Here is a 12,350-nt window from a genome sequence, read left to right as displayed (position 1 = left end):
ACCACGGCCCGGCCACGCCCAGTGTAACCGAGCGAGCCGTTCCTGCATTCCCGGATGCTCACGGGACTCTCAGGGTCAGGTGACGCGGGCAACGTGGGCCGCTATTCGAGGGAATCGCTGCGCCAGAGGCGCGCGCATCCGGCAAGCTCGTTGGCGGTCTCGGAGAAGCGCAGGGCGCGCGTAGTGAGCTCGGCGGAGCGAGCGGGTTCGGTGACGTCGTGGTCGTCGGCGATGCTCGCGCAGCCGGCGGCGACAACGCGGCAGAACGCGGCGGCCCTCTCGAGCGCGATGGCGAAGTCGCCCTCGAAGGCGCCGCGAAGGATGCGGTCGGCGAGCTCGGTGATCTCGGCAGGGCCGGTGGGGATGGGGGCTCCGGCGACGACGGGATCGATGGTGGTGCTCACCTCGGTGCCCCGCTGGAAGAGGTAGCTGGTGGCCTGCGGGTCCTGTCGGATCAGCACGCGCAGCAGGTAGATGCGCCAGAGCGCGCCCGGGAGCGAGCGGGGCAGGGAACGCGACCAGAGTTCGGCGATGGCATCGATGCCGTGCTCGTCGGTGAACGTGACGAGCCGGCCGACGACGGCCTCGGTGGGGTCGGCGCGCACGCGGGCGAGGAGCGCCTGCGCGGTCTCGTGTGCGATGCGGCTCGTCTCGGCGGGGTCGTCGCCGCCGTGGAACGCCTCGAACCGGCCGCTGGGGAACTGAGTGGGCTTGTGGAAGTTGTCAGGCATGTAGATTTAAGCTTACGGGCCTGTAGCTCAGTTGGTAGAGCATCGGACTTTTAATCCGCGGGTCGAGGGTTCGAGCCCCTCCGGGCCCACCGTCGCAGTGAGTTCCCGGGAGTTGCTTGAGGACGCACGAGGCAACTGGTGACGGTGATGCCGCTCAGCCCCGCTCGGCAGCGGCGGGTCGAGTCCGAGCGATCCCCCAGGCCACGAGAGCCGCGGCCAGCACCGTGAGCACGAACCCCGCCGTCGACACTCCCGACTGGAATTGCGTGGCTTGCACGTGGCTCCAGTTCGATGCGGTGATGCTTCCCGCGAACAGCGCGGCAAGGATGGTGCCTGCTGCCGCGATGCCCACACCGTTGGCCACCTCGGTTGCCGTGTCGGAAAGCGCCGCGCCGATCGTGGTGCGGTTCTCGGGCAGTCCACTGAGCACATTCGTGGCGGCGACGACGCCGACGACGCGAAGACCAGCGGCCACCAGCGCGAGTGCGACCGCGATCCACACATATCCGAAGCCGTTGAAGAGGCTGTAGATGGCGAGGCCGGCCACGACAGCGATGGCGCTCAGCCATGCCGCTCGAACCAGCCCGATCCATCGCACGAACGGATCGACGAATGCGCCGCCTGCGATCAGAACGGCAACCTGCGGCAGCATTCCAATCGAGGCGAGCGCCGGCGGCCAACCCCACTGAAGCTGGAGTTGCAGCGTGACCAGGTAGCCCAGCCCGGCCGTCGCGAGCCCCGCTGCCGCCTTGAACGCCAGTCCGCTTGAGACCAGGGGGTGCGCGACGAGCTTGAGGTCGAGCAGCGGATAGCGGGCCGACCGCTGCCTGAGCACGAAGAGGATCAGGCCGGCGACGGCGGCGGCCGTGGCCGCCCACGGCTCCCACGAGGCGACGCCGGACTCCACGAAGAGCGTGGGTGCGACAAGCGCAAAGACGATCGTCGCCGTGCCGAGAGCGGCCCCGAGCACGTCGATCGGATCGCGATGGAGGTCGGCAGCAGCATCCGCTGCGATGCCGAGACGAATGCCGACGATTGCCAGCGCCGCGATCGGCACGTTCACGAGTAGCAGCACCTGCCAGGGCGCGAATGCGAGCACCAGGCCGCCCACGGTCGGGCCGATCGCGAGCCCGACGAGCCCAACGGTGGAGATGAGGGTGATGGCACGAACGCGAAGTCGATCGGTGTCGAACAGCCGGAAGGCGAGCGCCATCGACCCTGGCGTCGTCATCGCGGCGGCGGCCCCCATGACAGAACGGACGGCGATCAACTGCCCCTCTGTGCTGACGAACAGGGTCGCAAGGCTGGCGACGCCGAGCAGGGCCAGGCCGATGAGCATGATGCGCCGTCGGCCGAAGCGATCGGCGACGGCGCCGAAAACCAGCATCAGGGAGCCGAACACGATGGAATACGAGCTCGTCACCCACTGGAGGCCCGTGGTCGACGCGTGCAGGTCATGGCCGATCGTCGGCAGAGCGACGTTCAGGATCGAGTTGTCCAACATCTCGAACAGGAAGACGGCGGAGAGGCCGGCGAGAGCCATCCAGGCGTCCCGCAGCGTCCGAGGCCGATATCTGCTCTGAAGCTCCGTTGCCGCGGCTTCGTCGTTCTGGGTGATCATGTTCACTCCTTCTCTGCGGGTGATCTACCAAGCGGTAGGCGATCGACTTCCGAACACCGCTCGATTCTCGAACGTCGTTCCGATGTCGAACACCGTTCTACGCTCAAACGCCGTTCGTGTCAACTGCTAGAGTGACGACATGGCCGAGAAGAATGCGAAACGCGGTGACGACTCCCGCCAGCGCTGGATCGCTCAGATCGCTGCGCTCGAGAATCCACCGACCCCGGCTCGCTCTCGCAAAGCCCCCCTCACCGTCGAACGGATCGTGCACACCGCCCTTGAGCTCATCGAGGCCGAGGGCTTTGAGGCCGTGACGATGCGGCGTGTTGCCGCGGCCCTGCAGACCGGCGCGGCATCGCTCTACGCTCACGTTCGCAACAAGGCCGCGCTCGACGACCTGCTGATCGGAGAGCTGTGCTCTCACGTGATGCTGCCGGAGCCGGACCCGAAGCAGTGGCAGGCGCAGATCATGAACGTCTGCGGGCAATTGCGCGATCAGTTCCTGCGGTACCCGGGCATCGCGACTGCGGCGATGGCAGCGACACCGACCAGCCTGGAAACGCTTCGAATCAACGAGGGGCTGCTGACGCTTCTGCTGGCGGGAGGCGCTCCCCCTCAATTCGCCGCGTGGGCGATCGACGCCGCGTATCTCTACGTCGCCGCATACAGCCTGGAGGCGTCACTGCGCAGCAGGCCGGGGAATGGCGAAGAAGGAGGCGACCACGACAACGAACACGAACACGACAACGACAACGACGAGATCGTCGAGCGGCTGCGCATGCTGCCGACGAGCCTCTTCCCCAACACCGTCGCGCACGCGCGGGAGCTCAGCACAGGAGACGGGCACGAGCGTTTCGACTTCACCCTTGGGCAGCTTTTCAGGCTTCCCTCCTCGGCCGAGTAGGTCTTTCGTCGGTGCGATCGCGTCGGTGCGATCGCGCTTTCCGCGCATTTTGCGTCGGCGGGAATAGCCGGGATATCTATGCAGTTGCATGCATCGAGGGCGCGGCCCTCACCTCCACTTCTAACCTTCGAGGAGAATGCATGTCTGAGACCACACTCACCACCACGATTCCCGGCTACCGCGCCGGCACCTGGACCATCGACCCGGCGCACAGCGAGGTCGGCTTCAGCATTCGGCACCTCATGGTGAGCAAGGTCAAGGGCCGTTTCGCCGAGTTCGATGCCACATTCGTGACCGGCGAGGACCCGCTCGACTCCAGCGTCACCGCCCACGCCACGGTCACTTCGGTCGAGACGCGCGACGCCAACCGCGACGCGCACCTGCGCACGGGCGACTTCTTCGAGGCCGAGACCTACCCGACCATCGACTTCGTGTCGACCGGCGTGCGCGAGAACAAGGGCGACTTCTTCGTCGACGGCGACCTGACCATCAAGGGCGTCACCAAGAAGGTCACCTTCGCCTTCGAGTTCGGCGGCTTCGCCCAGGACCCCTACGGCAACTACAAGGCCGGCGCGACCGCCACGACCGAGATCAACCGCGAGGACTTCGGCCTCACCTACAACGCCGCCCTCGAGACCGGCGGAATGCTGCTCGGCGACAAGGTGACCATCACCCTCGAGCTGCAGGCGACGCTCCAGCAGTAGTCGCAGCAGGTTTTAGCGAGCGGATGGCGGGCTCGGCGCACAGCGCCGGGCCCGCTTTGCGTGGGCTGGGTTTCGAGACGCCGGCCTGCGGCCGGCTCCTCAACCCGCGTTCAGTCGGCTCCTCAACCCACGTTCAGTCGGCTCCTCAACCCGCGTTCGTCAGAAGCCGGTGTGGCGCATGCCCCAGCGCACGGTCCATGTGTCGCCCGGCTCCAGCCACGTGAGCGAGCGGCCGGTGTTCAGCGCGTTCGTCGGGGCCGTCATGGGCTCGATCGCGATCGCCACCTCGCCGTCGGCGAGCGTGGGCAGGCTGCGCGAGGTGAACACCTGCACGTAGCCGAAGTGCTCATCGCTCCACATCGAAACCGTGCGGCCGTCTGGCGCGGTGAGCGTCTGCTCGCCGCGGCCATCCGTGATCGTGACGTCGGCCCAGCCGTCGTCGAGCGTGAGGTCGCCGACCCGCTTGCCGCCGCGCAGGTCGTACTTCGTGCCCTCGACCGGGTGCTCGCCCACGATATTGAGGCGGTCGTCGACCTCGAAGTGCGTGTCGGCGCGCACGGTGATCGTGAGGTCGGCCGTGGGCACGTCGCCGATCTTGAAGTACGGATGCGTCCCCACGGCCACCGGCGCGGCCTCGGTTCCGGCGTTCGTGATGGTGTGCGTGACGGTCAGTCCGTCGTCGACGATCTCGTAGGTCACGGACGTGTCGAGCAGGAACGGGTAGCCCGCCTGCGGGAACACGGTTGCGTGCAGCGTGACCGCCGACGCGCTGCGCTCGCCCGCCGTGTACGGGCTGTACCGGAGCAGGCCGTGGATCGCGTTGTCGCGGTCCGGCTCGGTGAGATCGAGCTGCTGCGTCTGCCCGTTCAGCTGCCACCGGCCGTCTTTCACGCGGTTCGGCCAGGGCACCAGCACGATGCCGACGCCCGACGGCGGAGTCGCGTTCTGCGGGTACGGCTCGGTCAGGTCGACGCCGCCGAGCGTGAACTGCCGCAGCGACGCGGCGACCTCGGTGATGACCGCGCGGGCCTCGCCTGCGGGCGTCTGACGGGTGAGTTCGAACTGTTCTCCGGTGGGTGCACGCATTCGCCCAGCTTAACCCTCTCGTCTCAGTCGCGGCGGTCGCCATCGGCAGTGGCGACGAGCACCTCGAGGCCCGCCTCGCGCAGTTCACGAACCTGATCGAGTGGCGCGGATGCGCCCGTCACGAGCGCGCTCAGCTCCCCGAGAGCGGCCACCCTGCCGAGGCTCCGCGACCCGACCTTGCTGCCGTCGGCGACCACCACCGCGCGGGCCGCGCTGGCGACCATCAGCCGCTTGAGCTCGGCCTCGGGCAGGTTGACGTTGGTCACCCCATAGCGGGCCGAGACGCCGTTGCAGCCGATGAACGCAATGTCTGCGGTGACCCTGGCGAACAGCGTCGAGGCAAGCGGGTCGACGAGCGAGTGCTGAAGCGGGCGCAGCGTTCCGCCGGTCACAACGACCTGCAGGCGGCCGATCGCCTTCTCGAGTTCGAGGGCGAGGGCGAGGCCGTTGGTGATCACGGTGAGGTTCGTGAGGTCGTCGCGGGCCACGATCTCCCGCGCGAGGGCGGCCGTGGTGGTGCCGACGTCGAGAATCACGCTCATGCCCGACTCGATCAGGTCGACCGCGCCCCGCGCGATCGCGCGCTTCTCGGGCGCGGATGCGGCGAGCGATTCCTCGAACGACGACTCGCGCTCGGCGGTCGGCGAGCTGACGACGACGCCGCCGTGCACCCGGCGGATGGGCTCGTACTCGATCAGCACGTCGAGATCGTTGCGGATCGTGACATCCGACACACCGAATCTCTCGCCGAGCTCGCTCACGGTGGCGAACCCGTCGGCGACAATGCGCTCGAGCATGCGGCTGCGACGAACGGATGCCGGCAGTTGCTGTTCGTTCGCATCAGGCATGGCCCGATCTTCGTTCTCTTTCGTTCTCTTGTCAATACGTAAATGTGCGACGCTCGAGGCGGGGCGAATGTGTAGAATCGCTTTCACATTCGCAAGCGAACGGCAGGGGAACACCGATGGGAAAGATCACCCGTCACTCGACGACACTGGCCGACGGTCGCGAGCTCATCTACTTCGACGACGCCGACAGCACGCTCGGCCCCGATCGCAAGCCCGACCTGCGCGAGCTCGACCCGCGGCCCGCCACGGCAACCATGCGCCAGGACCCGCTGACCGGCGAATGGGTGTCAATCGCGGCAGCTCGACAGAACCGGGTGTTCCTGCCGCCCGCCGAACTCGACCCGCTTGCGCCGGCCTCGCCCACCAACCCCTCGGAGGTTCCAGACAACTACGACGTCGCCGTCTTCGAGAACCGCTCCCCCTCGTTCGGTCCGCTGCTCAACGACGAGAACGCGCCACAGGGCCTTGACGACCTCGCCGAGATCGGCCTCGGCCGCACCCGCACCTCGGTGGGCCGCTGCGAGGTCGTGTGCTTCAGCCCGAAGCACGAGGGCGCGTTCGGCAGCCTCTCGGTCTCGCGCGCGCGAACCGTGATCGAGGCATGGGCCGATCGCACATCCGCTCTCAGTGCCATGGAGGGAATCGAGCAGGTGTTCCCGTTCGAGAACAGGGGCGAGGCGATCGGGGTGACGCTGCGTCATCCGCATGGCCAGATCTACGCGTATCCATACGTGACGCCGCGCACGAGCCGGCTCATCGACTCGATCGAGTCGTACGGGCCGACGCTGTTCGACGACATTCTCTCGTTCGAGCGAGGCGGCGAGCGGCTGGTACTCAGCGGTGAGCACTGGAGCGCCTTCGTGCCCTTCGCCGCGCGCTGGCCCATCGAGGTTCACATGCTGCCGCACCGTCACGTTGCCGACTTCGCCGAGACGAACGAGGCCGAACGCGACGAGCTTTCGGCGCTTTACCTGCGGCTGCTGCGCGGCATCGACGCGCTCTACGACACCCCGACCCCCTACATCGCCGCATGGCACCAGGCACCGGTGCGCGTGAAGCGTGACGAGATCCGCCTCATGCTGCAGCTGACGAGCCCGCGCCGCGCGGCGGATAAGCTCAAATACCTGGCCGGAAGCGAGGCCGCGATGGGCGCGTGGATCGGCGATGTGCCGCCCGAGAAGCAGGCGGCGATGGTACGCGAGGCCATCGCACGAGCAGACGAGGAGAACCCGGTATGAGCGACCTGCGTGACGAGGTACAGGCCGGGTTCCAGCAGCGCTTCGACGAGGCCCCCGACGGTGTCTGGTCGGCGCCGGGCCGCGTGAACCTGATCGGCGAGCACACCGACTACAACGACGGTTTCGTGCTGCCGTTCGCCATCAACAGGCGCACGCTTGCGGCGCTTCGGTTGCGCGACGACCGGCGCATCAGGCTCGCCACCTCGTTCGCCGACGACACGGTCGAGATCGAACTGGACACGCTCGCACCGAAGACGATCGACGGATGGGCCGCATACCCGCTCGGGGTGGCCTGGGCGCTCGGCCAGGGCAACGCCGACCTCGGTGCGGTGCCCGGCTTCGACCTCTACCTCGACTCGGACGTGCCCGTCGGCGCGGGGCTCTCGTCGTCGGCTGCCATCGAGTGCGCCGTCGCCGTGGCCCTCAACGACGTATGGCGCCTCGGCCTCGACCGCCGCGCGCTCGTCGACGCCGGCCACCGCGCGGAGAACGACTTCGTGGGGGCACCCACCGGCATCCTCGACCAGTCGGCATCGCTGCTCGGCCAGGCCGATTCCGCCCTCTTCATCGACTGCCGCAACTTCGACACCGAGGTGATCCCGCTCGGCCTCGAGGCGGCCGGCCTCGACGTGCTCGTCATCGACACGCGCGTGAATCACGCGCACGCGGATGGCGGCTACGCCTCCCGGCGCGCGTCATGCGAAGCCGGTGCGGCGGCGCTCGGGGTCGCCTCGCTGCGCGAACTCACGAAAGACGACCTTCTGCGCGCGCGCGACACCCTCGACGGCGAGACGTACCGCCGGGTGCGCCACGTGGTGACCGAGAACGACCGCGTGCTCGAGACCGTGCGTCTGCTGCGCACCGAGGGGCCGGCCGCGATCGGCGACCTGCTCGATGCCTCACACCGCTCGCTGCGCAACGACTTCGAGGTGTCGGTGCCCGAGCTCGACCTGGCCGTCGAGACGGCCCAGAACTACGGGGCGCTCGGCGCGCGCATGACGGGCGGCGGCTTCGGCGGATCCGCGATCGCGCTCGTGCCGCGGCACCTCATCTCGCACGTGAAGGTGGCCGTCGACGGCGCCTTCGCCGAGCACGGCTACGCGCATCCCGACATGTTCACGGTGGTCGCAGACGAGGGCGCGCGACGCGACGTGTAGCGGCGACGGCGACGCCGGCGGCGGCGGCGGCATCGGCACCGGCGCCGGCGCCGATAGCGCTCAGGGTCAGCGCGTCGAGAGCGAGCGCTGCATGACGTGGAACGTGCGCGTCGTCGTGTAGCCCGCCTGACGGTAGAGCCAGCCGGCGGGGCTCTGCTCGTCGGTCCACAGGAACCAGGCGCTGTGCGCGCCCTCGCTGCGCATCTGCGCCATCGTGCGATGCAGCAGGATCTTGCCGAGGCTGCGCCCGCGCTGACCCTCGTCGACGCCGAACGGCCCGAACCGCTCGATGAGCCCGCCGTACGAGCCGTAGGTGGCGAAGCCGACCACGGCGCCCCCCGCGTCGCGGGCGAGCAGCACGCGTTCGGGGTGCCCCTGATGCAGAACCGACTCGCGCATGACCTGGCCCCAGTCGGGCGCCAGCCGCTCGGCCGCGAAGGCGATCGCCTCCGGCAGGTCGCCGTACCCGGCCGGCGCGAACGAATACCCCTCGGCCTCGCGCGCGCTGATCAGCTCACGCACCTCGTCCGGCATCCGGTAGGCGGCGATGCTGAGATCCATGGCGGATGCGGTGTACAGCACCTCGAAGCCGGCTCGCGTCAGCACCCGCATCGCCCGCGGATACCGCTGCTCGTCGAGGCCGGGCAGGAAGTACGCCGGGGCGTACCCGGAGAAGTTCGCCCAGGTGGCGCCGCGCTCGGCAAGCCAGGCGAGCGCCGCCTCGAGAAGTGCCGAGCCGATGCCGCGGCCCTGCCACTCGGGGTGCACGTAGAAGAAGCTGATCCAGCCGCCGTCTGCAGGGATCGGCGTGGCGGCACCGCGGGAGACGACGGCATACAGGGCGCCGACGACTCGGCCGCCTGCGACGGCCACCATGAGCCCGCCGGGCTGAAAGTTGACGTCGAGCAGCACGTTCTCGGCGAAACGGTCGACGCCGACAGCATCCGTCGGCGCTGCCAACGCGAGGCCCGCAACGAGCTGCCCGAGGTCGTGCGGCTGAAACGGCCGCAGCTGCCAGTTCTCTTGCATGTGAGTGCCTCCTCGCACTGCTCCGGGCTCTTCTCGACGGCTCTCAGAGCCTCGCCATAGCGGGCTCGCTCGCGGCGAACGCGACCGCCCGCGGTACGTCGTTCAGGCAGCCGCGCGTGATCTGCTGCGCGCTGTAGAAGTCGATGTAGCGGAAGCCGTACGTCTCGCCGCGCGCGAACGCCTGGCCGCTGATGCCCGCAAGCCAGCGCTCGTATGCGTCGGCTGAGATCGCGGCGATCGTGTCGGCTCTGAAGCCGTCGGCGTCCTCCCAGTTCTCGGTGTACAGCAGCCGCGCGACGCCGTGGCGCTCGCTCGTGTCGGTCTGCCAGCCGGGCAGCCCGGCGAGGTAGCGGGCGCGGTCGGCGATCCATGACGCGTTCTCGTGGTCGGTGTGGATGCTGCGCTTCCAGTGCGCCAGCACCATGCTCGGCCGATAGCTCCTGATGAGCCGGGCGACGCGGCCCGCGACCGCATCGTCGGCGCGCAGCATCCCATCGGACTCGTCGTCGAACACCTCGAATCTCGCGCCGATCGCCTCGGCCAGGGCTGCCCCCTCGGCGATCTTCTGCCGCCGGTACTCGTCGATCGGCAGCCGCGGGTGCCCGCGCTCGCCCGGGGTGAGGGCCAGCAGCATGCTCTCGCCGCCGTCGAGCACGTTCTGCGCCAGGTACGGGCCCGCCGCCAGATCCATGTCGCCGATGTGGGCGCCGATCGCCAGGATCCTCTCAGCCATGTCGTTCCTCCTCGGGTGCCGTGGTGCCGCGTCTCGCCGGCTCGGTCGTGGTGGTGCCGCGCCTCGCCGGCTCGGTCGTGGCGGTGCCGCGCCTCGCCGGCTCGGTGGTGGTGCCGCCGCGCCGCAGTGGCTCGGTCGCCTCGTGCGTGGCCTTCAGCGCGAGGGTCGTCTCGTCGTGTCGGCGCTGCGCCACGCCGACGAACAGGCAGTCGACCAGCGTGAACTGCGCGGTGCGGCTCGCCATGGCGGCGGCCCGAAAACGCGTCTCACGCGCCGCCGTGAACAGCGCGATATCGACAGCGGATGCCAGGGGCGAGCCCCGCCCGTTGGTGACGGCGAGCGTGGTCGCGCCCGTGGAGCGCGCCAGGCGCACGAGCTCCACGGGTTCGAGCGTGGTGCCGCTGTGTGAGAAGGCCACCACCACATCCTCGGGCGTGGCGAGCGACGCCACCGCCATCGCGTCGTGCGCGCCGGCAAAGGTGAACACGGTGCGGCCGATGCGCAGCAGTTTGGCCTGCAGATCCTGGGCCGGCAGCGCGCTGGCCCCGATGCCGAAGACGATCACGCGCCGCGCTCGGTCCAGCGCATCGACGGCGAGCGCGAGCGCACCGACGTCGAGGCCGCCTACCGTCTCTTCAATGCTGAGCCGCTGCGAGAACGCCACCTTCGCGATGGCGTCGGCGAGGTCGTCGTTGTGGCTGATATCCGAGCCATAGCGCTCGTCACCCGCCACGCTGCCCGATGCGGCGCGTTGGGCCCGTTCGCGACCGAGCTCGGCGGCGAGGGCGATGCGCAGGTGCGCGTAGCCGGCCATCCCCATGCTGCGACAGAAGCGCACGACCGAGGTCTCCGAGGTTTGGCACAGCCGGGCCAGCTCGCTGATGGTCTTCTCCATGACCAGTTGCGGGTCGGCGACGATCGCGTCGGCGACGCGCCGCGACGAGGGCGGCAGCGCGTCAGCGCGAGCCTGAATGGTGCTCTGGATGCTCAATACAGCCGCACCGCCTCGGGCACCTCGGGGGCGACGGGGCTCGCCTCGAGCAGCGCGGCGAGCGCGGCGGCCGGGTCGAGCGGATGCGCGCCGACGCCGCCCGCGCCCGCGTCGCCACCGCCGCCGACCGCGCCGGCGGCGCCGAGGCTCTGCCGCAGAGCGTCGCTGCCCCACAGCAGATCCATGAACGGCCTCTCGCCCGGCGTCGCTGCGGGCAGAACGCGCAACTCCCCCGGGTACAGCCGGGCCAGCTCGCCCAGCATCACGACCGCCGTGGCGAGCGGGTCGAACGCCCGCTCGTCAGTGATGTGCAGCTGCACCCCGCGAACGCGCTCTCCGGCGCCCTTGCTGAACGTGGGCACGAAGACGACGTCGCGAAAGAGCACGCCGGGCAGCGGCGTCTGGCGAAGGGATGCCGCGAAGCGCGCATCCGCCCATGGTGCCCCGATGAGCTCGAACGGGTGCGTCGTGCCGCGCCCCTCCGACACGTTGGTGCCCTCGAACAGCACCGTGCCCGCGTAGGCGAGCACGCTCGCGGGCGTGGGCAGGTTGGGCGAGGGCGACACCCAGGGGCGGATGCTGCCTGCCGCCCCCGCACCCCGCTGCCAGCCGTGCACCGTGATCACCCGCAGCTCGAGCTCGTGGCCGGCCCGCGCCGGCACGTGCTGCTCGGCGAACAGCCGGGCGAGCTCGCCGAGGGTCAGCGCGTGCAGGAACGGGATCGATACGCGGCCGACGAAGCTTGAGCACGAGGGGTCGAGGCCGGGGCCGCGCCGCCCCAGACCCGCGAGAGGGTTGGGGCGGTCGAGCACCGTGACGGGCAGGCCGACGCGCGCGGCCGAGACCATGAGGTCGAAGAGCGACCAGACGTAGGTGTAGCTGCGCACGCCGATGTCCTGCAGGTCGACGAGCAGCGCGCTCACGCCCGAGTCGCGCAGCAGGGCGTCGAGCGCCGCTCCCTCGACGCCGTACGTGTCGTGCACGGGCAGCCCGCTCGCCTCGTCGATGCCGCTCGTCTCGCTCGCGCCCGCCTGAGCGCTGCCCCAGAGGCCGTGCTCGGGCGCGAAGAGAGCCGTGATCGACAACCCGGCGGCGCGAAGCGCGTCGATGCTGCGCGAGAGGTCGGGCATGGTGCCCGTGACATTGGTGACGAGGCCGAGCGCATCGACCGGCCCGCGCAGCAGGGAGGGGTCGCGGCGAAGGCGGTCGGCTCCCGTTCTCACCTCGATCATGCTGCGAGCCTAGGCAGTGGCCGCGCGTTGGTCAATCATTTACACTGGCGTGAGCGAAGCCGTCATTCAGCTACGC

The 12,350-nt window shown here is 69.4% G+C and carries 12 protein-coding genes and 1 tRNA gene; 5 read left to right on the top strand and 8 right to left on the bottom strand.

Annotated elements, in window-relative coordinates:
* Positions 1–101: 101 nt before the first annotated feature.
* Positions 102–731, bottom strand: coding sequence for a DNA-directed RNA polymerase subunit beta (locus tag OSC27_RS13920; protein WP_267182067.1), 630 nt, complete (start codon positions 729–731; stop codon positions 102–104).
* Between the two features lie 16 nt (positions 732–747).
* On the opposite strand from OSC27_RS13920, the gene OSC27_RS13915 reads away from it, so the two are divergent.
* A tRNA-Lys gene (locus OSC27_RS13915) sits at positions 748–820 on the top strand.
* 65 nt (positions 821–885) lie between these two features.
* Here the strand turns inward: OSC27_RS13915 and OSC27_RS13910 are convergent.
* Complete coding sequence (locus OSC27_RS13910) at positions 886–2,352, bottom strand: MFS transporter (protein WP_323374146.1); 1,467 nt, start codon at positions 2,350–2,352, stop codon at positions 886–888.
* 139 nt (positions 2,353–2,491) lie between these two features.
* Between OSC27_RS13910 and OSC27_RS13905 the strand changes: the two genes are divergently transcribed.
* Complete coding sequence (locus OSC27_RS13905) at positions 2,492–3,256, top strand: TetR/AcrR family transcriptional regulator (protein WP_267182066.1); 765 nt, start codon at positions 2,492–2,494, stop codon at positions 3,254–3,256.
* 140 nt (positions 3,257–3,396) lie between these two features.
* Positions 3,397–3,960 carry a YceI family protein gene (locus tag OSC27_RS13900; RefSeq protein WP_267182065.1) on the top strand — a complete coding sequence of 188 codons (564 nt, stop codon included), beginning with the start codon at positions 3,397–3,399 and terminating at the stop codon, positions 3,958–3,960.
* A gap of 159 nt (positions 3,961–4,119) precedes the next feature.
* On the opposite strand, the gene OSC27_RS13895 is transcribed toward OSC27_RS13900, so the two are convergent.
* Together OSC27_RS13895 and OSC27_RS13890 are read right to left on the bottom strand one after the other, a co-directional pair.
* Positions 4,120–5,046: an aldose 1-epimerase family protein gene (locus OSC27_RS13895; protein WP_267182064.1), complete on the bottom strand. Its 927-nt coding sequence runs from the start codon at positions 5,044–5,046 to the stop codon at positions 4,120–4,122.
* A 23-nt stretch (positions 5,047–5,069) separates the two neighbouring features.
* Positions 5,070–5,894 (bottom strand): DeoR/GlpR family DNA-binding transcription regulator, encoded by an 825-nt coding sequence (locus OSC27_RS13890; RefSeq protein ID WP_267182063.1) that lies wholly within the window; start codon positions 5,892–5,894, stop codon positions 5,070–5,072.
* A 116-nt stretch (positions 5,895–6,010) separates the two neighbouring features.
* Between OSC27_RS13890 and galT the strand changes: the two genes are divergently transcribed.
* Both galT and galK read left to right on the top strand, forming a co-directional pair.
* On the top strand, positions 6,011–7,132 hold the full coding sequence (galT, locus tag OSC27_RS13885) for a galactose-1-phosphate uridylyltransferase (protein WP_267182062.1): 1,122 nt from the start codon (positions 6,011–6,013) through the stop codon (positions 7,130–7,132).
* Positions 7,129–8,289: a galactokinase gene (galK, locus tag OSC27_RS13880; RefSeq protein WP_267182061.1), complete on the top strand. Its 1,161-nt coding sequence runs from the start codon at positions 7,129–7,131 to the stop codon at positions 8,287–8,289. The genes galT and galK overlap by 4 nt, the downstream gene beginning before the upstream one ends.
* Before the next feature lie 66 nt (positions 8,290–8,355).
* On the opposite strand, the gene OSC27_RS13875 is transcribed toward galK, so the two are convergent.
* The 4 genes from OSC27_RS13875 to OSC27_RS13860 are packed head-to-tail and all read right to left on the bottom strand — an operon-like array spanning position 8,356 to position 12,274.
* Positions 8,356–9,318: a GNAT family N-acetyltransferase gene (locus OSC27_RS13875; protein WP_267182060.1), complete on the bottom strand. Its 963-nt coding sequence runs from the start codon at positions 9,316–9,318 to the stop codon at positions 8,356–8,358.
* 43 nt (positions 9,319–9,361) lie between these two features.
* The gene (locus OSC27_RS13870) at positions 9,362–10,051 is read right to left on the bottom strand and encodes a PIG-L deacetylase family protein (RefSeq protein WP_267182059.1); all 690 of its coding nucleotides are present in this window, start codon (positions 10,049–10,051) and stop codon (positions 9,362–9,364) included.
* The gene (locus OSC27_RS13865; protein WP_267182058.1) at positions 10,044–11,042 is read right to left on the bottom strand and encodes a MurR/RpiR family transcriptional regulator; all 999 of its coding nucleotides are present in this window, start codon (positions 11,040–11,042) and stop codon (positions 10,044–10,046) included. Before OSC27_RS13865 ends, OSC27_RS13870 begins: the two co-directional genes overlap by 8 nt.
* Entirely contained in the window at positions 11,039–12,274 is a 1,236-nt protein-coding gene (locus OSC27_RS13860; protein ID WP_267182057.1) for a DUF1343 domain-containing protein, read from the bottom strand. The genes OSC27_RS13865 and OSC27_RS13860 overlap by 4 nt, the downstream gene beginning before the upstream one ends.
* Positions 12,275–12,350 lie beyond the last annotated feature (76 nt).

The sequence above is a fragment of the Microbacterium sp. STN6 genome (genome assembly GCF_026410545.1).
GTDB lineage: Bacteria > Actinomycetota > Actinomycetes > Actinomycetales > Microbacteriaceae > Root112D2.
The sequence above is the reverse complement of the archived record's forward strand: the minus strand, read 5'-3'. Positions and strand labels throughout refer to the sequence as shown.